Here is a 21,004-nt window from a genome sequence, read left to right as displayed (position 1 = left end):
CCCGGACACTTTCAGCCCCGCCCCCGAGTGTCTTGTGCAGACCGGCGTACCAACTCGGCCAGAACGCCGGAATCCACGTCTGCCAAGCGTTTGACGTACAGGCATCCGGCACTGGTCGAATGCGGTCCGAGCCGGGCGAGCAATTCGTCGTACCCGTCGAAACCGGTGGTCAGATAAAGCGTCAGTGCTTGTTTCCGGGCCGCGAATCCGACGTCGAACCAGTCCAGCTCGCGACCGCTGTCGTAGACCAGGTGGCGGTCGCCGAAACCGATGATCGACGGTCCCCACATGGCCGGCTCCAGACCGGTCGCCTCGGTGATCAGTGCGGTGAGCTCGCGGGCGTCGTCGCCTCGCACTCCGGCGATGCCGGCCAGGTAGTCGTCGACGGACGCGTCCGTCCTCCGGGTCTTGTTCTCGGCCATGGCTCATCGTGCCCGGAATGCCGCGAGGGCGGCACCCCCTGCTGGGAGTGCCGCCCTCTGTGCTTCTTCTTTCCCCGCCCCACCGCCCCGGTCAGGGGGATGACTCGGCTCAGTTCTGGTAGGAACCGAGGTCGAAGTCGTCGAGCGGGACCGACTGACCGGTGGACGGGCCGAAGTCGTAGTCGTACGACTCGTAGCCGACCATCGAGTACATCGCGGCCTTCGCCTCCTCGGTGGGCTCCACCCGGATGTTGCGGTACCGGTCCATGCCCGTACCGGCCGGGATCAGCTTGCCGATGATGACGTTCTCCTTCAGACCGACCAGCGAGTCGGACTTGCCGTGGATCGCGGCCTCGGTCAGGACGCGGGTCGTCTCCTGGAAGGAGGCGGCCGACAGCCACGACTCGGTGGCCAGCGAGGCCTTGGTGATACCCATCAGCACCGGACGACCCGAGGCCGGCGTACCGCCCTCGGCGACCACGCGGCGGTTCTCCGCCTCGAACATGATCCGGTCCGCGAGCTCACCCGGCAGCAGCTGGGCGTCGCCCGACTCGATCACCGTGACCCGGCGCAGCATCTGCCGGACGATGATCTCGATGTGCTTGTCGTGGATGGCCACACCCTGCGACCGGTACACCTCCTGGACCTCGTCCACCAGGTGCTCCTGCGCCTTGCGGACACCCAGGATCCGCAGAACCTCCTGCGGGTCCGGCGTACCCTGCGTCAGCTGCTGACCGACCTCGACGTGCTGACCCTCTTCGATCAGCAGGCGGCCACGCTTCGACACCGGGTAGGCGACCTCCTCGGAACCGTCGTCCGGGGTGAGCACCAGCTTCCGGGTCTTGTCGGTGTCCTCGATCGAGATCCGGCCGGCCGCCTCCGAGATCGGCGCCTTGCCCTTGGGCTGGCGGGCCTCGAACAGCTCGACCACACGCGGCAGACCGTGGGTGATGTCATCACCCGCGACACCACCGGTGTGGAAGGTCCGCATCGTCAGCTGCGTCCCCGGCTCACCGATGGACTGGGCCGCGATGATGCCGACCGCCTCGCCGATGTCGACCGGCTTGCCGGTCGCCAGCGAACGCCCGTAGCACTTCGCGCAGGTACCGGTCTTGGCGTCACAGGTCAGCACGGAGCGGACCTTGACCTCCTCGATCCCGGCCTCGACCAGCTTCGCGATCGAGACGTCGCCCAGATCGCTGCCGGCCGCCAGCACGACCTTGCCGCTGGCGTCGGACACGTCGGTGGCCAGCGTGCGTGCGTACGCGCTGGTCTCGACGTTCTCGGCGTGCACGACCTTGCCGTCCGGACCGGGCTCGCCGATCTTCTTCGGCAGGCCCCGCTCGGTGCCGCAGTCCTCCTCGCGGATGATCACGTCCTGCGAGACGTCCACCAGACGACGGGTCAGGTATCCCGAGTCGGCGGTCCGCAGCGCGGTGTCGGCCAGACCCTTCCGCGCACCGTGGGTGGCGATGAAGTACTCGACCACCGACAGGCCCTCACGGAAGTTGGACTTGATCGGCCGGGCGATGATCTCGCCCTTCGGGTTGGCCACCAGCCCACGCATACCGGCGATCTGCCGGATCTGCATCATGTTGCCTCGGGCACCCGAGTGGACCATCATCCAGATCGGGTTGGCCTTCTCGAAGTTCTCCTCCATCGCCTTGCCGACCTCGGCGTTGGCGCCGGTCCAGATCTCGATCAGCTCCTGGCGCCGCTCGGACGAGGTGATCAGACCCCGCTCGAACTGCTTCTGGACCTTCTCGGCCTGCGACTCGTACCGGGCCATGATCTCCGGCTTGGACGGCGGCGTGCTGAAGTCGTCGATCGACACGGTCACACCGGACCGGGTGGCCCAGCGGAAACCGAGGTCCTTCAGCGCGTCGAGGGCGTTGGCGACCTCGACCTTGGAGTACCGCTCGGCCAGGTCGTTGACGATCCCGCCCAGCTGCTTCTTGCCGACCTCGACGTCGACGAACGGGTAGTCCGTCGGCAGCGCCTCGTTGAACAGCGCCCGGCCCAGCGTGGTCTCCAGGGAGAACCCGCCGTCCGGCCGCTCGGTCGCACCGGCCGGTACGCCGGACTCGTCCAGACGCAGCGTGATCTTGGCCTGCAGCGACAGTTCCTTGCGGTCGAACGCCATCAGCGCCTCGGCCACCGAGCTGAACGCCCGGCCCTCGCCCAGAGCGCCTTCCTTCAGCATGGTCAGGAAGTAGATGCCGATGATCATGTCCTGCGTCGGCATCGTGACCGGACGGCCGTCGGCCGGCTTCAGGATGTTGTTGGTCGACAGCATCAGGATCCGGGCCTCGGCCTGCGCCTCGGCCGACAGCGGCAGGTGCACCGCCATCTGGTCACCGTCGAAGTCCGCGTTGAACGCGGAGCAGACGAGCGGGTGGATCTGGATCGCCTTGCCCTCGATCAGCTGCGGCTCGAACGCCTGGATACCCAGCCGGTGCAGGGTTGGTGCACGGTTGAGCAGGACCGGGTGCTCGGTGATGACCTCTTCCAGCACGTCCCAGACCTGGGCGCGCTGGCGCTCGACCATCCGCTTGGCGGACTTGATGTTCTGCGCGTGGTTGAGGTCGACCAGCCGCTTCATCACGAACGGCTTGAACAGCTCCAGCGCCATCGCCTTCGGCAGACCGCACTGGTGCAGCTTCAGCTGCGGACCGACGACGATGACCGAACGGCCGGAGTAGTCGACCCGCTTGCCGAGCAGGTTCTGACGGAAGCGGCCCTGCTTGCCCTTGAGCATGTCGGACAGCGACTTCAGCGGCCGGTTGCCCGGGCCGGTGACCGGACGGCCACGACGGCCGTTGTCGAACAGCGCGTCGACGGCCTCCTGCAGCATCCGCTTCTCGTTGTTGACGATGATCTCCGGCGCGCCCAGGTCGAGCAGTCGCTTGAGCCGGTTGTTCCGGTTGATCACCCGGCGGTACAGGTCGTTCAGGTCCGAGGTGGCGAACCGGCCACCGTCGAGCTGAACCATCGGCCGCAGGTCCGGCGGGATCACCGGCACGCAGTCGAGCACCATGCCCATCGGACTGTTGTTGGTGGCCAGGAACGCGGTCACGACCTTGAGCCGCTTCAGGGCGCGGGTCTTGCGCTGCCCCTTGCCGGTCTTGATCGTCTCGCGCAGGTTGTCCGCCTCGGCCTTCAGGTCGAAGGTCTCCAGCCGGCGCTGGATCGCGGCGGCACCCATGGCGCCCTCGAAGTACTTGCCGAACCGCTCCTTCATGGCGCGGTAGAGGATCTCGTCGCCCTCGAGGTCCTGGACCTTCAGGTTCTTGAACCGGGTCCAGACCTCGTCGAGGCGGTCGATCTCGCGCTGCGCACGGTCGCGCAACTGCTTGACCTCACGCTCGGCGCCTTCCTTGACCTTGCGGCGTACGTCGGCCTTGGCGCCCTCGGCCTCGAGCTGCGCCAGGTCCTCCTCGAGCTTCTTCATCCGCGTCTCGATGTCGTTGTCGCGCCGGTTCTCGAGCTGCTTGCGCTCGACGTCGGTCCGGCCCTCCAACGACGACAGGTCGCGGTGCCGCGCCTCGTCGTCGACGTCGGTGATCATGTACGCCGCGAAGTAGATGACCTTCTCCAGGTCCTTCGGGGCGAGGTCGAGCAGGTAGCCGAGTCGCGACGGGACACCCTTGAAGTACCAGATGTGGGTGACCGGCGCGGCCAGCTCGATGTGGCCCATCCGCTCACGGCGCACCTTGGAACGGGTGACCTCGACGCCACACCGCTCGCAGATGATGCCCTTGAAGCGAACGCGCTTGTACTTGCCGCAGTAGCACTCCCAGTCCCGGGTGGGACCGAAGATCTTCTCGCAGAAAAGGCCGTCACGCTCAGGCTTGAGCGTCCGGTAGTTGATCGTCTCGGGCTTCTTGACCTCGCCGTGCGACCACTGACGGATCTCATCCGCGGTGGCCAGGCCGATCCGAAGCTCGTCGAAGAAGTTCACGTCGAGCACGATGTGTTATCTCCCGATAGTAAAAGCGGTCTGAGTGAGTTGGTTGTTGATCTCAAGCGGCAACCCGCTCAGACCTCCTCGACGCTGTTCGGCTCCCGCCGGGACAGGTCGATGCCCAGTTCCTCCGCGGCGCGGAAGACGTCCTCCTCGCTGTCGCGCATCTCGACCCGGCTTCCGTCGGACGAGAGCACCTCCACGTTCAGACACAGGGACTGCATTTCCTTGACCAGAACCTTGAAGGACTCCGGGATACCCGGCTCCGGGATGTTCTCGCCCTTGACGATCGCCTCGTACACCTTGACCCGCCCGACGACATCGTCGGACTTGATCGTCAGCAGTTCCTGCAGCGCGAAGGCGGCACCGTAGGCCTCCAGGGCCCACACCTCCATCTCGCCGAACCGCTGACCACCGAACTGCGCCTTACCGCCCAGCGGCTGCTGGGTGATCATCGAGTACGGACCGGTCGAACGCGCGTGGATCTTGTCGTCGACCAGGTGGTGCAGCTTCAGCATGTACATGTAGCCGACACCGACCGGCTCCGGGAACGGCTCACCCGAACGGCCGTCGAACAGCCGGGCCTTGCCCGATCCGTCGACCATCCGGACACCGTCGCGGTTCGGCAGCGTGGAGCTGAGCAGGCCGGTGACCTCCTCCTCCTTGGCGCCGTCGAACACCGGGGTGGCGACGTTCGTCATCGGAGCGGCCGAGCCGGCGCCGATCTTGATCAGCCGCTGGGCCCACTCCTCCTGGTTCTCCGGGTCGATCTCCCAGCCGCGGCTGGCGATCCAGCCGAGGTGGGTCTCGAGCACCTGACCGACGTTCATCCGGCCGGGCACGCCCAGCGGGTTCAGGATGATGTCGACCTGGGTGCCGTCCTCGAGGAACGGCATGTCCTCGACCGGCAGGATCTTGGAGATGACGCCCTTGTTGCCGTGCCGGCCGGCCAGCTTGTCGCCGACCGAGATCTTCCGCTTCTGGGCGACGTACACCCGGACCAGCTGGTTGACGCCCGGCGGCAACTCGTCGCCGTTGTCACGGTCGAAGACGCGGACACCGATGACGGTGCCCTCCTCGCCGTGCGGCACCTTCAGCGAGGTGTCGCGGACCTCACGGGCCTTCTCACCGAAGATCGCGCGCAGCAGCCGCTCCTCCGGGGTCAGCTCGGTCTCGCCCTTGGGGGTGACCTTGCCGACCAGGATGTCACCGGTGGTGACCTCGGCGCCGATCCGGATGATGCCCCGCTCGTCCAGGTCGGCCAGCATCTCGTCGGAGACGTTCGGGATGTCCCGGGTGATCTCCTCCGGACCCAGCTTGGTGTCGCGAGCGTCGACCTCGTGCTCCTCGATGTGGATCGAGGTCAGCAGGTCCTGCTGCACGACGCGCTGGGACAGGATGATCGCGTCCTCGTAGTTGTGACCCTCCCACGGCATGAACGCGACCAGCATGTTCCGGCCGAGCGCCATCTCGCCCTCGTCGGTGCACGGACCGTCGGCGAGCGGGGAGTTCACCTCGACACGCTGTCCCGCGTCGACCAGCGGGCGCTGGTTGATACAGGTGCCCTGGTTCGACCGGCGGAACTTCGCCAGCCGGTAGGTCTGGTACGTGCCGTCGTCGGCGGCGATCTCGATCAGGTCGGCCGAGACCTCCTTGACCACACCGGCCTTGTCGGCCACGACCACGTCACCGGCGTCGACCGCACCGCGGTACTCCATACCGGTGCCGACCAGCGGAGCGTCGGCCGTGATCAGCGGCACCGCCTGGCGCTGCATGTTGGAGCCCATCAGCGCGCGGTTGGCGTCGTCGTGCTCGAGGAACGGGATCATTGCGGTCGCCACCGACACCATCTGGCGCGGCGAGACGTCCATGTAGTCCACGTCCTCGACCAGGGCGAGCTCGACCTCACCGTGCCGACGGCGAACCAGCACGCGGTCCTCGGCGAGCCGGTCGTCGTCGGTCAGCGCGGCGTTGGCCTGCGCGATGACGAACCGGTCCTCCTCGTCCGCGGTCAGGTAGTCCACCTGGTCGGTGACCTGACCGGACACGACCTTGCGGTACGGCGTCTCGACGAAGCCGAACGGGTTCACCCGGCCGTACGACGCGAGCGAGCCGATCAGACCGATGTTCGGGCCTTCCGGGGTCTCGATCGGGCACATCCGGCCGTAATGGGACGGGTGTACGTCGCGAACCTCGAAGCCGGCCCGCTCGCGGCTCAGACCACCCGGGCCGAGTGCGTTCAGACGGCGCTTGTGGGTCAGGCCCGCGATCGGGTTGGTCTGGTCCATGAACTGCGACAGCTGGGAAGTGCCGAAGAACTCCTTCAGCGCCGCCACCACCGGACGGATGTTGATCAGGGTCTGCGGCGTGATCGCCTCGACGTCCTGGGTCGTCATCCGCTCCCGGACCACGCGCTCCATCCGGGCCAGGCCGGTGCGCAGCTGGTTCTGGATCAGTTCACCGACAGTCCGCAGCCGGCGGTTGCCGAAGTGGTCGATGTCGTCTTCCTCGACCACGATCTCGCCGGTCGGGGCGGGCAGCTCGGTCTTGCCCTCGTGCAGCGCCACCAGGTACTTGATCGTGGCGACGATGTCGTTGATCGTCAGCACCGCGGTGTCGTGCGTCTCGTCCCGGCCGAGCTTCTTGTTGATCTTGTAGCGACCGACCTTGGCCAGGTCGTAGCGCTTGCCGTTGAAGTAGTAGTTGTCCAGCAGCGCCTGGGCAGCCTCGCGCGTCGGCGGCTCACCCGGCCGCAGCTTGCGGTAGATGTCCAGCAGCGCGTCGTCCTGCCCGGAGGTGTGGTCCTTCTCCAGGGTGAGCCGGATCGACTCGTAGTCGCCGAACTCCTCCAGGATCTGCGCGTCGGTCCAGCCGAGCGCCTTCAGCAGCACGGTGACGTTCTGCTTGCGCTTGCGGTCCAGCCGGACACCGACCATGTCGCGCTTGTCGACCTCGAACTCCAGCCACGCGCCGCGCGACGGGATGATCTTGGCGGTGAAGATGTCCTTGTCCGACGTCTTGTCCGGGGTGCGCTCGAAGTACACACCGGGCGAGCGGACGAGCTGGGACACGACGACCCGCTCGGTGCCGTTGATGACGAAGGTGCCCTTGCGCGTCATCAGCGGGAAGTCACCCATGAAGACAGTCTGGCTCTTGATCTCGCCGGTCTCGTTGTTCATGAACTCGGCGGTGACGAACAGCGGAGCCGAGTACGTGACGTCTCGCTCCTTGCACTCGTCCACCGTGTTCTTCGGAGGCTCGAAGCGGTGGTCGCGGAACGACAGCGACATGGTGCCGCTGAAGTCCTCGATCGGGGAGATCTCCTCGAAAATCTCTTCCAGGCCGGAGGGGCCGGACAGTTCGGTCCGTCCCTCGGCCTCGGCGGCGGCCACACGGGCCTGCCACGTTTCGTTGCCGACCAACCAGTCGAAACTGTCCACCTGCAGCGCAAGCAGATCCGGAACCTCGAGAGGTTCGGAGATCTTTGCGAAGGAGATGCGGCGGGAGCCGGAAACGTCGGAAATACTGTCGGACTGGGGGTTGCGCGAGGCGACCAAGGGGCGTCCTTCCACGGGCTCGCAGAAATCACTTCGGTGCTGGGAGCGCACGCCGAACCGCCCTAGTCAAGTCGAGACCCGAACCAGGGTGGAGGTTAAAGGCAGCGCAAAGCACAAGATTACATGATCCAGGCAAGCCTGTCCAATGGGGTCCAACACTATGCCGTCGGACCACCCTTTCCGTCAAGGACCGACCCGGTGTCTCCAGCGAGTAGATCACCCGCGAGACCTCCGGCGCCCTCCTGGTGCGGAGTCACAAAGAGACTACAGTCCGGCGATCTCCTGGACCAGCCATCGGCCGTCCTTTCGGACCATCGTGAACCTCGTCCGGTTGAGGTCGACCCGGGGACTACCCTTCGTGATCGTGCTGGTCGTGGTCTGGTTCACGAAGATGATCAGCGTGACCCGGTCGGCGTTCCCGTCACGGACCCCGACCTCGCGGACGTCGGCCTTGACCGTCGCCTTGGTCTTGGTGGCCAGTTCGCCGGCCACCTTCGCGGTCTCGTCGAACTTGGCGGCGAAGTCCGGGGTCATCGTCGACCGTGCCGCGGCGAAACTCTTGTCCAGGTCGCGGTAGTCGTAGCTGAGCGCGGTCTCGGCCGCCTTCCGGCCGGCCGTGGCGGCCTGGTCCCGGGCGTCCTCGGCCTGCTTGCCCTGCCACGCCTTGATCCCGAGCACCGCCCCGACGGTCAGCACCAGGACGACGACCACCGCGAGCACTACGGACAGCACGACACCCAAACCCCGTTTGCCGTCACCGTCCGTGACCACGACGGGGTCCTGAACCTCCTCCGGGGCGACCTCGGAGACCTCCGATGTGTCGGGGGTCACATCCTCCGGCGTGGTCGCCGTGTCGCTCGTTGTCAGTTCGTCCGGCGTCTCGTCGAGCTCGACCTCGGGCGCGGTGTCCGTGGTCCCGGGTCCGGACGCCGTACGGCGCTGGCCGGCGATCCGGGGGCGGTTGCGGGAGCGGTCCGGCATCAGCCCACCACCTGGAGGTCAGCGGTCAGCCAGTGGTCGCTGTCGCGGACCATGTCCAGCTTGATCCGGTAGCGGCGTTCGACGCCCTGGGTGGAGGCGGTGTTGGTGACGACCGCGTTCACGATCACCAGCACCTGGGCGGAGTCCTTGTCGTTCGAGACCACCGCGGCCTCCTTCACGTCACCCTTGGAGGTCGCCTTGTTGGTCAGCACCTCGGCCTTCACCGAGTCGGTGCCGGCCTGGAACTCCTGTTTGAACTGACCGGTCGAGTCGTCCAGCACCCGCTTCGCGTCGGTGTCCCAGGTCTTGTAGTCGTACGTCGTGAAGTCGAGCGCCAACTGCCGGGCGGCCTTCATCGCGCCGTCGCGCTGCGAGTCGTCGGAGCGCTGCTTCTGCAGCGCGATCACCGACAGCGTCGTACCCGCCAGTGCCACCACGAGCAGAACGCTCAGCGCCCACGCCAGAATCAGAGGTCCCCGCCGGGACTTACCAGGAGTCACTTGCCGGTCACCGGTCCAAGGATGAGAGCTTTCCAGGAGTCGCTGCCGAGCAACTCTTCCTGGCCACCGGTCGAGCCCAGGACGATCTCCGGCATGCCGCCGGAGCCGCCAGCGGCGCCGGTGGTCGGGTCGTAGCCGATGCCGTAGCCGGTCCGGTTCCGGTCGCCACGGGTCGACGGGCTCGGCTTGTTCTGCGAGCCGCGGACGTTCACGTCCGTGGACGGCTTCGCGGTGCAGCCCGCCTTGGTGTTGGCCGGGATGTTGGTGAGATCCTGCGGAACCCGCTGGTTGGTGCTGCCGTAGCCGGCCCGGCAGGCGGGCGGGCTGAAGCCGAGCACCAGGCCGAAGTGCGCGTCGTAGTGCCCGTCGGCGTTCTTGGCGGGTACGACGTACCCGCCCATCGAGACCGCCGGGTACACCACCAGCAGTTGCTCGACGGCGTCCAGCCGGACCGCGGTCATCTCGCTCACCGTCAGCAGGTTACCGAGCAGCACCGCGATGTCCGCCCGGTTGTCCTGGATCAGGCCGGTGATCTGCTGCGACGCGAGCGAGCCCTGGTCGATCACCTGGCGCAGGTCCGCGTCCGAGCTGACCAGGGTGTCGGACAGCAGCGCGAGGTTCTTCGCCCAGGTCTTGATCGCGTCGCCGCTGGCCACCTGGGTGGCCAGCACAGTGTCGCCGTCGTTGATCAGTTTGATCGTCTGCAGGATGTTCGCGTCCGCGTCGTCGATCAGCGTGCCGGAGCTGTCGATGATCCGCTGCAGGTCGGTGCCGCGGCCCTTCAGCGCCGCGCCGAGCTCGCGGACCGTGGTCTGCAGGCTCTTCTTGTCGACCGAGTTGACCAGCTGGTCCAGGTTCAGCAGCAGTTCGGTGCTGTCGATCGGGATCGCGGTGTCCGCGCGGGCGATCTTGGAGTTGTCGCGCAGGTACGGACCACCGTCGCGCCGCGGCTGCAGGTCGACGTACTGCTCGCCGATCGCGGAGCGGTTCGCGACCACCGCGAGCAGGTCGCTGGGGATCTTCGCCTTGTTCTCGATGTCGAGATTCACCTCGACGCCGTCGGACAGCAGCTTGAGTTCGCCGACCCGGCCGACCGGCTGGCCGCGGTACGTCACCTCGGCACCGGTGAAGATGCCGCCGGACTCGCCGAAGCTGGCGCTGACCGTGTAGTCCTCGTCGAAGAACAGCTTGTCCACCTGGGCGTACTTCGCCCCCACGAAGGCGACACCGACGACGGTGATCAGCAGGAACACCATCAACTGGATCCGGACCGCTCTGGTGATCACTTCGCCACCCCCGGCATCAGCGCCCGGGCCAGGTCGGGGTCGAGCCCGGGCCGGTTGAGCTTCGGCGTACAGACCGGCAGGCCGAGCAGGGTGATGCAGCTTGTCGCCGTCCCGGTCGGGACCGGCAGCGCCGGCAGGCCGTTGCCCTGCGGGTTGCTCGGGTTGTGCAGCGGGATGCTCAGGCCGGCGGTCGGCAGGGTGACTCCGGTGGACGGCAGGTTGAGACCGAGCAGGCCTTGCAGTGCCTTCTGTGTGTTCACGTCCAGCGTGATCCCGAGGTTGGTGAAGTCACCGCCGACCGCCTTGGCCGCGCCGTCCGGGAACGGGTAGGTGAACAGCAGCTCGAGCGACTTCGGCAGGTCCTCCCCCGCCTGGGCCAGCTTGGTCAGGATCGGGTACAGCGACTGCAGGTTCGCGACCAGGTCCTTCTGGGATGCCGTGATCACCCTGGTTGCCGTGTTCCCGAGCGTCGCCAGCGCCTGCAGCGTCTTGACCAGGGCGGCGCGCTGCTTGTCCAGGGTCGCGATCGACTTCGGTAGCGAGTCGATCGCCGTGGCCAACGTGGCCTTCTGGGCGTTCAGCTTCTTGGCGAGCGCGTCGACCGCGGTGATCGCGGTGATGATCCGCTGCTTGTTCTGGTCCAGGGTGCCGACGAAGGTGTCCAGCTGGGTCAGCACGCTGCGAATGGCCGGCTCGTTGCCGGTGAGTGCCTTGTTCAGCTCCTGGGTGATGAATTGCAACTGCGCCACACCGCCGCCGTTCAGCAGCAGCGACAGCGCCGACAGGACTTCCTCGACCTCGACGTTGCTGGTGGTCCGCGACAGCGGGATGAGCTCGCCGTTCTCCAGCTTCCCGCGCGGCTTCTCCGACCCGGTCGGCGGAGCGAGCGAGACGAACTTCTCGCCCAGCAGGCTGGTCTGCCGGATCGTCGCCCGCGCGTTGTCCGGCAGGTCGAGGCTCTTCGGCAGCTTGACCCGGACCTTGGCGACGTACCCGTCCAGCCAGACCTTCTCGACCGTGCCGACGGTGACGTCGTCGACCTTCACCGACGACTTCGGCACCAGGTCCAGGACGTCGGCGAACTCGACCGTCACGGTGTACGACGGTCCCTTGATCTTCGCGCCACCGGGCAGCGGCAGCGAGTACACACTGAAGTCGCAGCCGGTCAGCACCATGGCCAGACCGAGGACCCCCGCGACGATCTTCGTACGGCGTCTCATCGGACCAGCCCCCCGAGGGTCGGGTCGACCGGGTCCGGGCTCGCCAGCTTCGGGGCCGGCGCCGGGGCCCACGGCGTACCGGCCGGGCCACCGCTCGGCGGAGCGCCGGTGATCTGGCTCAGCAGCGGCAGCTTCGGCAGCGCGGCGAGGACCGGCTTCAGCGCCGAGCAGGTCGAGAGCGGCTGGTTGGCCTGCAGCAGCAGCGAGCAGATGAACGTCGCCGGGTCGTCCAGCTGGGCCAGGTTGATCCGCTGGTCCAGCGTGCCGAACTGCGGGTTGTAGATCCGGGCCAGGTTGCCGAGGCCGAGCGGAGCCGTGTCGAGGACCTCGGCCAGTGCGGCCTTCTCCTTGACCAGGATCTGCGACAGGTCGGTCGCCCCGGAGACCGTGGTCTTCACCAGCGTCCGGTTGTCCTTCACGAACGTCGCGACCTCGCCGAGTGCGGTCGCCAGCAGCGACAGCGACGACGCCAGGTCCTTCCGCTCGCCGGCCAGAGTGGTCGAGGTGGCCGCGAAGTTGGTGTTGAACTGCTTCACCAACTGGTCGTTCGCGGCCAGCGCGGACACGAACGTCTGCAACTGCCGGATGGTCGAGAACAGGCTCTGCGAGTTGTTCGCCAGCGTCCCGGTCAGCTTGGACACATCGGTGATGGTCTGGTTCAGCTTCGCGCCCTGGCCGTTCAGGTTCGCCGCGGAAACGTCCAGGAGCCGCGACAGCGCGCCCTGGTCGTTCGCACCCTTCGGCCCGAGGGCAACCGACAAGTCATTCAGGCTCTGGTAGATCTGGTCGAGCTCCAGCGGTACGGCGGTCCGGTCCATCGGGATCTCGGCGCCGTCGGCCATCACGTCACCCTTGGAGTACACCGGGGTGAGCTGCACGTACCGGTCGGCCACGATCGACGGAGCGGCGATCACGGCCTTGGCGTTGGCCGGCACCTTGTGCTTGGCCTCCCACCAGAACTTCACCTGCACCGACCGTCCGGCCGGGGTGACGCTCTCCACCTCGCCGACCTTGATGCCGAGGATCCGTACGTCGGAACCGGGGTACACCGACACCGCGCGCGGGAAGTACGCCGTCGCGGAGACCCGGTCGGCCTTCGGCCACAGCGAAATCACGCTGACCGTGACGATCACCAGGACGACCGCCATCGCGACCAACCGGGACAGTGAGGCGAGCTTCATCAGCCGCCACCTCCCAGGATCGGCGGCAGCCCGGGGATCGGGACCTTCGGCAACGGAATCTCCGGCACCGGGACCAGGTTCTGCACGTAGGTGTCGAACCACGGGCCGGTGCCCAGGGTGTTCGTGAACAGCTTGACGAACGGCGCCAGCCCGCGGATGCTCGCGTCCAGGTCGTTCTGGTTCTTCAGCAGCGTGGCCAGTACGGCGTTGACCTTCTGCAGGGTCGGCGTCAGGTCCTTGCGGTTCTCCCGGACCAGCGCGGTGATCTGCGCGGACAGCTTCTGCGTCGACACCAGCAACTGGTGGATCAGCGCCCGTCGGGCCTGCACGGCCTGGAAGACCGAGTTGCCGTCCTTCAGCAGCTTGATCAGCTGCTGGTTGCGGTCGGCAAGGACCTTGGTGACCACGTTCGAGTGCTGCAGCAGCAGCTTCAGCTGCTCGTCCCGCTTGGCGACGTTCTGGGACAGCCGGGACAGACCGGTCAGCGACGCCTGCACCTCGTCCGGCGTGTTCTTGAACGTCGCCGACAGTGTGTCCAGGGCCTTGGCCAGCTGCGTGGTGTCGATCCGCTCGGTCGTGTTCGCGAGATCCGTGAACGCGTCCACCACGTCGTACGCCGAGACCGTGCGGTCCAGCGGGATCTCGGATCCGGCCTTCAGCTCACCCTGACCGGCCGGGTTCAGCTTCAGGTACTTCTGGCCCAGCAGGGTCTTGATCTTCATCTCGGCGCCGGTCTGGTCACCGAGCTTCACGCCCTTGTCCACCACGAAGTCGACCCGCACGTGCGTGCCGTCGAGCTCGACCTTGCGCACCTGCCCGACGCGAACACCGGCCACCCGGATCTCGTCGTTCGGCTTCAGGCCGCCGGCCTCGGAGAACTGCGCGGAGTACTTCGTCCCGCCACCGATCAGCGGCAGGTCCTGCGCCTTGAACGCGGCCAGCATGATCAGCCCGATCACGGTCAGCCCGATCACCCCGACGGTCACCTGGTTCTGCTCACGGAACGGCTTCACGGAGTGACCCCCCTCGGATGTTGGTGCGTAGCTCCGGTGTCCAGGTGGGTGCATCGCAAGGCGGAGGAGGGGCTCGATGCGGGTTTCATCGTGCCCCGACGACAACGCAGCGAGGTACCCGCCTGGGCGCCGGAGATGCGTGCCGAATATGCGAGGGGGGTCACGGCTTCGTGCACCTCGCCGAGTTGTTGTCGTAGGCAACGGGGATGCGCGTGCCGATCGGCAGGGTGACGTTGCCGTTGAAGTTGCACAGGTAGAAGTTGAACCAGGAGCCGTACGACGCGGTCCGGGTCATCGTGGTCAGCTTCCCCGGCATGTTCTGCAGCGTCTTGACCCAGATCGCCTGGGTGTCGTCCAGGGTGGTGGCGACCGCGCGGATCTTGTCCAGGTCCGCCTTGATCGGCACCCGGGTCTGCTGCAGCAGGCCGGCCGTCTTGGTGTTCAGCGAGTTGATCGAACCGAGCGAGTTCAGGATCGGGTGGATGTCCTGACTCAGCCCGGTGATGAACTGCTGCAGGTTCACCAGCAACTGGGAGAAGTTCTGCTGCCGCTGGGAGACGATCTGCAGCGTCGAGGTCAGGTTCGTGATCAGGTCTCCGATCACCTGGTCCGCATCGGCCAACGTGGTGGTCAGCGACGCCGTCTTCGCCAGCAGCGACTCGATCGTGCCGCCCTCGCCCTGCAGCACCTTGATCACCTCGAACGCGAACTGGTTCACGTCCGCCGGGGTGAGCGCGGTGAACAGCGGCTTGAACCCGTTGAACAGCACCGACAGGTCCAGCGCGGGCGCGGTCCGCTCCTTCGGGATGACGCCGTTCTTCTTCATCCGGTCGCCACCGCCGACGCCGTCGGTGAGCGCGATGTAGCGGTTGCCGACCAGGTTCCGGTAGCGCAGCGTCGCGTGCGTGGAGGCGTCGAGGATCTGGTCGGAGTCGACGCTGAAGGTCACCATCGCGAGGCCGCTCTGACCGGCATCAGTCTGGTACAGCGCGATTTTGTCGACCTGACCGACCTTCACGCCGGCGATCCGGATGTCGTCACCCTTGTTCAGCCCGACCGCATCGGTGAACACGGCGCGGTACTTCGTCGTCGCGTTGAACGTGATGTTCCCGATCGTCACCGCCAGCAGCGCGGTCGCCACCGTCGTCACGACCACGAAGATCGCCAGCCGCACGGTGTCGATCGAGGTCTTCTTGTCCAGGATTTTCACTTGAGATTCACCTGGCCTCCCCGGAGCAGGGGGCCGACCATCAGGGTGGTCAGATCGGGGACGTCGGTGGCCGGGACGCCCATCGCGGGGCCGACGACCGAGTCGATCACCTGCTGCTCGGCCGGCGTACCGACGCCGCCGGTGTCCAGGTCGAAGCCCGGCACCGCCCGGTTCAGCTGCAGGTTGAGCGGGAAGCGCTGGTTCTTGTTGTGGTCGCCGATCACGCCGTCGTCACCGGTGATGTACGGCGCGGGGTTCTGCTGGGTGTACGGACCTGGCTTCGCACCGGGGTGACTGTAGTTCTTGCCGACACAGGTCGGCCCACGGTGGTCGTTGTACGCCGGCAGCTCGTTCGGGGCGTACGGCGTCGGCTGATTGGTGATCAGCTCGAGGTTGATGTTCAGCCGCCCGTCGCGGAACGTGTCGTTGAGGATCGGGGCCGTCTCGGTCATCACCTTGAGGAAGCACGGCACCTCGGGCGAGTACCGCTCCAGCAGATCGAGCACCGGCCGGCTCACCTCGCCCAGGCGGATCACCTTGTCCTCGTTCTGCTTCAGGAACGTGTTCGTGGTCGAGGACAGGCCCTGCACATCGAGGAAGAACTTCTGCAACTGCGCCTGCTTCTCCACCACGGTGTTGCCGGTGATGGTCAGGTTGCGCAGCGCCCGGACCAGGTCCGGCGTGGCATCGCCGTACAGCTCGGAAACCTGGGTGAGCTTGGTCAGCGCGTCCATCAGCTTCGGGACGCTCGGGTTCAGCTTCTTCAGGTAGCCGTCCAGCTGGGTCAGCGTGCCACCGAGCTCGGCGCCGCGACCGTCGAGCGCGGTGGCCAGCGTGTTCAGCGTGGCGTTCAGGTCCGCCGGGTCTACCGCCTGCAGCAGCGGCAACGCGTCGTTCAGCACCTTCTCGATCTCGATGCCGACCGCGGTCTTGTCGCGCGAGATCACGTCCCCGGCGCGGATGTGGCGACCCTCCGAGCCCTCCGGTGGCACCAGGGCGACGTACTTCTCGCCGAACAGCGTCTTCGGCAGGATCCGGGCACTGACCGCGCTGGAGATCTCGCCGATCTGGTCCGGCTTGAGCGAGAGGTTCACGGTCGCCTCGTCGCCGTCGGTGGAGACGCTGCGGACCTCGCCGACGATGATGCCGCGCAGCTTCACGTCGGCGTGCTCGTTCAGCTGCAGGCCGATGTGGCTGGTCTTCAGCTCGACGTCGACGGTCTTGGTGAAGACCTTGGCGTAGAAGGCGTACGTCAGCCAGAGCAGGAAGCAGAGCACGCCGATGAAGGCGACCCCCAGGACTCGTCTCGTCATCGCGCTACCCCGCCAGCCTGACGGTGGTCGTCGTACCCCAGATCGCCATCGAGAGCAGCAGGTCGACGACGTTGATGACGACGATGGAGGTCCGGACCGCACGACCGACGGCGACGCCCACACCGGCCGGACCGCCGGTCGCGTGGTAGCCGTGGTAGCAGTGCACGAGGATCACCAGGACGGAGAACACCAGCACCTTCCCGAACGACCACAGCACGTCGCCGGGTGGCAGGAAGAGATGGAAGTAGTGGTCGTACGTGCCCGTACTCTGCCCGTAGAACGTGGTCACGGTGAGCCGGGTGGCGAAGTACGACGCGAGCAGGCCCACGACGTACAGCGGGATGACCGCGACCAGGCCGGCGATGATCCGGGTGGTGACCAGGAACGGCAGCGACGGGATCGCCATCACCTCGAGGGCGTCGATCTCCTCGCTGATCCGCATCGCGCCCAGCTGCGCGGTGAAGCCGCAGCCGACGGTCGCGGCCAGCGCGATCCCGGCGATCAGCGGGCCGATCTCGCGGGTGTTGATGTACGCGCTGACGAACCCGGCGAAGGCCGACGTACCGATCTGGTTCAGCGCGGAGTAGCCCTGCAGGCCGACCTCGGTGCCGGTGAAGAAGGCGAGGAACGTGATCACTCCGACGGTGCCACCGATCACCGCGAGGGCGCCGGTGCCCAGCGTCACCTCGGCCAGCAGCCGGAAGATCTCCTTGCGGTACCGGGTGATCGACTTGCCCGACCAGGCCAGCGCCTTGATGTAGAAGGAGAGCTGCTCGCCCAGCCGGTCGAGCGAGTGCAGCGGCTTCTTCACCAGGGTGTCGACGAGGGCTGACATTCCTCAGGCCCCCTTCGGCGGAACGAGCTGGAAGTAGATCGCGGTCATCGAGAAGTTCGCGACGAACAGCAGCATGAAGGTGATCACGACGGACTGGTTCACCGCGTCGCCGACACCCTTCGGCCCGCCGCCCGCGTTGACTCCCTTGTACGACGCCACGACCGCGGCGATGAATCCGAACACCAGCGCCTTCGCCTGCCCCTGCCACAGGTCGGGCAGGTGGGCCAGCGCGGTGAACGAGGCTATATAACTACCGGGCGTGCCGTCCTGCAGGACGACGTTGAAGACGTAGCCGCCCATCACGCCGACCACGCTGACGAAACCGTTCAGGAAGAACGCGACCAGCATTGTCGCCAGCACCCGCGGCACCACCAGCCGCTGGATCGGGTCGATGCCGAGCACCATCATCGCGTCCAGCTCCTCGCGGATCTTCCGCGAGCCCAGATCCGCGCAGATGGCCGAGCCGCCGGCGCCGGCGATCAGCAGCGCGGTCGCGATCGGCGACGCCTCCCGGACCACGGCCAGTACGGCGGCCGACCCGGTGAAGGCCTGCGCGCCGAACTGCTTGATCAGCCCACCGACCTGCAGCGCGATCACCGCACCGAACGGGATCGCGACCAGCGCGGTCGGGATGATCGTCACGCTGGCGACGAACCACGCCTGCTGCAGGAACTCCCTCAACTGGAACGGCCGGCGCACCGAGGCGCGGGCAGTGTCGAGGGCGAAGGAGAACAGCGAGCCGGCGTGTTTCAGGGGGGCGGTCGCAGAAACAGTCACGTAGCCCCCGCCCTCGTGTCGGCGAAGGATCCGGGCGGCGGGGTGATGCCGTTCTCCCGGCACCACTCGCCTGGCGGCCGCTGCGTCGCCCGGAGCATGCCGCTACTCGGCAGCTGCTGGATCGGGATCGGTGGCAGCGGCGGCAGCTCCTGGCCGGCCTCGGCGGCCAACTCGTCGGCGTCCTTCTCTTCGGACATGCCGATCGGGCCGATCATCTGCGCGTTCAGGAACTGCCGGATCACCGGCTCCTCGCTGGACAGCAGCATCTCGCGCGGCCCGAACATGGCCAGATGCCGGTGGTACAGCATGCCGATGTTGTCCGGCACGGTGCGCGCGGTGTTGACGTCGTGGGTGACGATCAGGAACGTCGCGCCGAAGGCCTCGTTCAGGTCGATCATCACCTGGTTCAGGAACGACGTACGGACCGGGTCCAGACCGGAGTCCGGCTCGTCGACCAGCAGGATCTCGGGGTCCAGCACCAGGGCGCGGGCCAGGCCGGCGCGCTTGCGCATACCGCCGGAGATCTCGCCGGGCAGCTTCTTCTCCGCGCCGACGAGACCGACCATCTCCATCTTCTCCATCACGATGGAGCGGATCTCGGACTCGGACTTCTTGGTGTGCTCGCGGAGCGGGAAGGCGACGTTGTCGTACAGGTTCATCGAGCCGAACATCGCGCCGTCCTGGAACAGCACGCCGAACAGGCGGCGGATCTCGTACAGCTCGCGCTCGCTGCAGGTCGCGATGTCGGTGCCCTCGATGTAGATGTGGCCCTTGTCCGGCTTGAGCAGACCGATCAGCGTCTTGAGGAAGACCGACTTCCCGGTGCCGGACGGGCCGAGCATGACGCAGATCTCGCCGGCGGGCAGCGTCAGGGACACGTCGCCCCAGATCAGCTGGTTTCCGAAGGACTTGGTCAGACCTTCGACGCGGACTTCTACGCCCACCGGTCCTCCTCACGGGATGTCTGTCAGGCCCCGAACCGACGAGTTTCTGCCCGGTCCAACGAGGCACGGTTGCCTAGGTTACGCACGAGTACGCTTTTGCGTAACCCCCGCATGTCAAGCGACGGTGACCGCTTGGTCACGCTCCGGTCACGCCGATCACGGTGCGTCGACCGGCCCAACACGGTGTGCTGACAGGCACACGGCACCGGCGATCCTAGCGGCTGCCCGAGGTCTGTCCCGACCGCGACCCGAAAGTTGGCGTCGATCAAGGGTTTCGCAGGCCGAGGAGGGGACGACCGATGAGCATCGAACGACGAACATTCCTGAAGGGCAGCGCGGCCGTCGCGGAGGGAGACCGGCTGAACCGGCTGACCAGCAGCACCCGGGGCGGACCGCTCCGGCGACGAGTTCGCCGGCTCCACCTTCAGCCCCGACGGCCACACGTTGTTCGGCAACATCCAGGCCAGTCGCGGTATGTCGTTCGCCATCTGGGGCCTGTGGCGCCGCATCGGCGTCTGAGAACGTGACGAAGGGCGGTCCTGGTGAGGACCGCCCCTCGGCGTACTGCTGGGGTGTGCGGCTGGTGCCGCACAGGTCACTTCAGCGTGACGGTGGCGCCGGCGCCCTCGAGGGCCTCCTTGGCCTTCTCCGCGGCAGCCTTGTCGACCTTCTCCAGGATCGGCTTCGGAGCCGCCTCGACGAGGTCCTTGGCCTCCTTCAGCCCAAGGCTGGTGAGACCACGCACCTCCTTGATGACCTGGATCTTCTTGTCGCCGGCGCTCTCGAGAACGACGTCGAACTCGTCCTGCTCCGCGGCCTCTTCGGCAGCAGCGGCCGGGGCGCCCGGGGCGGCGGCCACGGCGACCGGGGCGGCGGCGGTGACGCCGAACTCCTCCTCGAACGCCTTAACGAACTCCGACAGCTCCAGCAGGGTCAGTTCCTTGAACTGGCCGAGGAGCTCTTCGGTGCTGAGCTTCGCCATGGTGGCGGTCCTTCCTAATGGTCGTGCTTGGTGATCACTGATGGGGTGTTGCGGGTCGGATCGGCCTCAGCTCTCGGCTGGGGCGGTCTCCTCGGTGCTCGCCTCGGCAGGTGCCTCGACCGCGTCCTGCACGGCCGGCGCCTCGTCCGCAACCGTGTCCTGCACGGGGGCGGCCTCGGCCGGCAGCTTGTCCTGCAGCGCCGCGAACAGGCGCGCGGCCTGCGACAGCGGAGCAGCGAACAACGACACCGCTTGCTGCGGAGCCGCCTTCATCGCACCTGCGAGCTTCGCGAGGAGAACCTCACGCGACTCCAGGTCAGCGAGTTTGTTGATCTCGTCGGTGCCGAGTGCCTTGCCTTCCAGCACACCGGCCTTGATGACGAGCAGGGGATTCGCCTTGGCGAAGTCACGCAGGCTCTTGGCCGCAACCACCGGGTCGCCCTTGATGAAGGCGATGGCCGAGGGACCCTCGAGCAGCGAGTCGAACGACTCGACACCCGCGTCCTTGGCCGCGATCTTGGTCAGCGTGTTCTTCACCACGGCGTAGTTCACGTCGTCACCGAGCGCAGTACGCAGTTGCCGCAGCTGCGCCACGGTGAGTCCGCGGTACTCGGTCAGCACGGCGCCGTTCGAGCTCCGGAACTCGTCCGTGAGCTCGGCGACAGCGGCTGCCTTGTCCGGCCTCGCCATGGGGTCTCCTTCCAACCTGCTTGCGCAGGGTTTGGCTTCAACGCCTCGACCCCGGGCCGGACCCGCAGAACAAGCTGTGACTTCACAAAAAAGCGCCCCTGCGCAGGCGCAAGGGCGTGAACATACTGA

The 21,004-nt window shown here is 66.9% G+C and carries 16 protein-coding genes; all 16 read right to left on the bottom strand.

Annotated features, from left to right (window positions below):
* Positions 1-11 precede the first annotated feature (11 nt).
* The 16 genes from E0H75_RS09835 to rplJ all read right to left on the bottom strand — a co-directional run bounded on the left by E0H75_RS09835 (position 12) and on the right by rplJ (position 20,875).
* Complete coding sequence (locus E0H75_RS09835; protein ID WP_131512840.1) at positions 12-422, bottom strand: DUF1801 domain-containing protein; 411 nt, start codon at positions 420-422, stop codon at positions 12-14.
* 109 nt (positions 423-531) lie between these two features.
* Positions 532-4,392: a DNA-directed RNA polymerase subunit beta' gene (locus E0H75_RS09830; protein WP_131512839.1), complete on the bottom strand. Its 3,861-nt coding sequence runs from the start codon at positions 4,390-4,392 to the stop codon at positions 532-534.
* 68 nt (positions 4,393-4,460) lie between these two features.
* Complete coding sequence (rpoB, locus tag E0H75_RS09825; RefSeq protein WP_131361031.1) at positions 4,461-7,943, bottom strand: DNA-directed RNA polymerase subunit beta; 3,483 nt, start codon at positions 7,941-7,943, stop codon at positions 4,461-4,463.
* 264 nt (positions 7,944-8,207) lie between these two features.
* Positions 8,208-8,924, bottom strand: coding sequence for a hypothetical protein (locus E0H75_RS09820; RefSeq protein WP_131512838.1), 717 nt, complete (start codon positions 8,922-8,924; stop codon positions 8,208-8,210).
* On the bottom strand, positions 8,924-9,361 hold the full coding sequence (locus E0H75_RS09815; protein WP_238162913.1) for a hypothetical protein: 438 nt from the start codon (positions 9,359-9,361) through the stop codon (positions 8,924-8,926). The genes E0H75_RS09820 and E0H75_RS09815 overlap by 1 nt, the downstream gene beginning before the upstream one ends.
* A gap of 59 nt (positions 9,362-9,420) precedes the next feature.
* Complete coding sequence (locus tag E0H75_RS09810) at positions 9,421-10,710, bottom strand: MCE family protein (RefSeq protein ID WP_131512836.1); 1,290 nt, start codon at positions 10,708-10,710, stop codon at positions 9,421-9,423.
* On the bottom strand, positions 10,707-11,930 hold the full coding sequence (locus E0H75_RS09805; protein WP_131512835.1) for an MCE family protein: 1,224 nt from the start codon (positions 11,928-11,930) through the stop codon (positions 10,707-10,709). Before E0H75_RS09805 ends, E0H75_RS09810 begins: the two co-directional genes overlap by 4 nt.
* Entirely contained in the window at positions 11,927-13,111 is a 1,185-nt protein-coding gene (locus E0H75_RS09800; protein ID WP_131512834.1) for an MCE family protein, read from the bottom strand. The genes E0H75_RS09805 and E0H75_RS09800 overlap by 4 nt, the downstream gene beginning before the upstream one ends.
* Positions 13,111-14,124 (bottom strand): MCE family protein, encoded by a 1,014-nt coding sequence (locus tag E0H75_RS09795; RefSeq protein WP_131512833.1) that lies wholly within the window; start codon positions 14,122-14,124, stop codon positions 13,111-13,113. The genes E0H75_RS09800 and E0H75_RS09795 overlap by 1 nt, the downstream gene beginning before the upstream one ends.
* 160 nt (positions 14,125-14,284) lie before the next feature.
* Positions 14,285-15,334, bottom strand: coding sequence for an MCE family protein (locus tag E0H75_RS09790; RefSeq protein ID WP_131512832.1), 1,050 nt, complete (start codon positions 15,332-15,334; stop codon positions 14,285-14,287).
* Positions 15,331-16,647, bottom strand: a complete 1,317-nt coding sequence (locus tag E0H75_RS09785) for an MCE family protein (RefSeq protein ID WP_131512831.1) — start codon at positions 16,645-16,647, stop codon at positions 15,331-15,333. The genes E0H75_RS09790 and E0H75_RS09785 overlap by 4 nt, the downstream gene beginning before the upstream one ends.
* 4 nt (positions 16,648-16,651) lie before the next feature.
* Positions 16,652-17,482, bottom strand: coding sequence for an MlaE family ABC transporter permease (locus E0H75_RS09780; protein WP_131361049.1), 831 nt, complete (start codon positions 17,480-17,482; stop codon positions 16,652-16,654).
* A 3-nt stretch (positions 17,483-17,485) separates the two neighbouring features.
* The gene (locus E0H75_RS09775; protein ID WP_131361050.1) at positions 17,486-18,259 is read right to left on the bottom strand and encodes an MlaE family ABC transporter permease; all 774 of its coding nucleotides are present in this window, start codon (positions 18,257-18,259) and stop codon (positions 17,486-17,488) included.
* On the bottom strand, positions 18,256-19,203 hold the full coding sequence (locus E0H75_RS09770; protein WP_131512830.1) for an ABC transporter ATP-binding protein: 948 nt from the start codon (positions 19,201-19,203) through the stop codon (positions 18,256-18,258). The genes E0H75_RS09775 and E0H75_RS09770 overlap by 4 nt, the downstream gene beginning before the upstream one ends.
* A gap of 595 nt (positions 19,204-19,798) precedes the next feature.
* Positions 19,799-20,185, bottom strand: coding sequence for a 50S ribosomal protein L7/L12 (gene rplL / locus E0H75_RS09765; RefSeq protein WP_131512829.1), 387 nt, complete (start codon positions 20,183-20,185; stop codon positions 19,799-19,801).
* 66 nt (positions 20,186-20,251) lie between these two features.
* Positions 20,252-20,875 carry a 50S ribosomal protein L10 gene (gene rplJ, locus E0H75_RS09760; RefSeq protein ID WP_131512828.1) on the bottom strand — a complete coding sequence of 208 codons (624 nt, stop codon included), beginning with the start codon at positions 20,873-20,875 and terminating at the stop codon, positions 20,252-20,254.
* Positions 20,876-21,004 lie beyond the last annotated feature (129 nt).

It is taken from the genome of Kribbella capetownensis (genome assembly GCF_004331485.1).
GTDB lineage: Bacteria > Actinomycetota > Actinomycetes > Propionibacteriales > Kribbellaceae > Kribbella > Kribbella capetownensis.
Note: the sequence above shows the minus strand (reverse complement) of the source record. Positions and strands in the feature narration are given on the sequence as shown.

What these genes read in the sequence shown, in the direction of transcription:
- E0H75_RS09835 (WP_131512840.1), bottom strand. Translation starts at nt 422, where the DNA reads ATGGCCGAGAACAAGACCCGGAGGACGGACGCGTCCGTCGACGACTAC.
- E0H75_RS09820 (WP_131512838.1), bottom strand. Translation starts at nt 8,924, where the DNA reads ATGCCGGACCGCTCCCGCAACCGCCCCCGGATCGCCGGCCAGCGCCGT.
- E0H75_RS09805 (WP_131512835.1), bottom strand. Translation starts at nt 11,930, where the DNA reads ATGAGACGCCGTACGAAGATCGTCGCGGGGGTCCTCGGTCTGGCCATG.
- E0H75_RS09800 (WP_131512834.1), bottom strand. Translation starts at nt 13,111, where the DNA reads ATGAAGCTCGCCTCACTGTCCCGGTTGGTCGCGATGGCGGTCGTCCTG.
- E0H75_RS09785 (WP_131512831.1), bottom strand. Translation starts at nt 16,647, where the DNA reads ATGACGAGACGAGTCCTGGGGGTCGCCTTCATCGGCGTGCTCTGCTTC.
- E0H75_RS09780 (WP_131361049.1), bottom strand. Translation starts at nt 17,482, where the DNA reads ATGTCAGCCCTCGTCGACACCCTGGTGAAGAAGCCGCTGCACTCGCTC.
- rplL (WP_131512829.1), bottom strand. Translation starts at nt 20,185, where the DNA reads ATGGCGAAGCTCAGCACCGAAGAGCTCCTCGGCCAGTTCAAGGAACTG.
- rplJ (WP_131512828.1), bottom strand. Translation starts at nt 20,875, where the DNA reads ATGGCGAGGCCGGACAAGGCAGCCGCTGTCGCCGAGCTCACGGACGAG.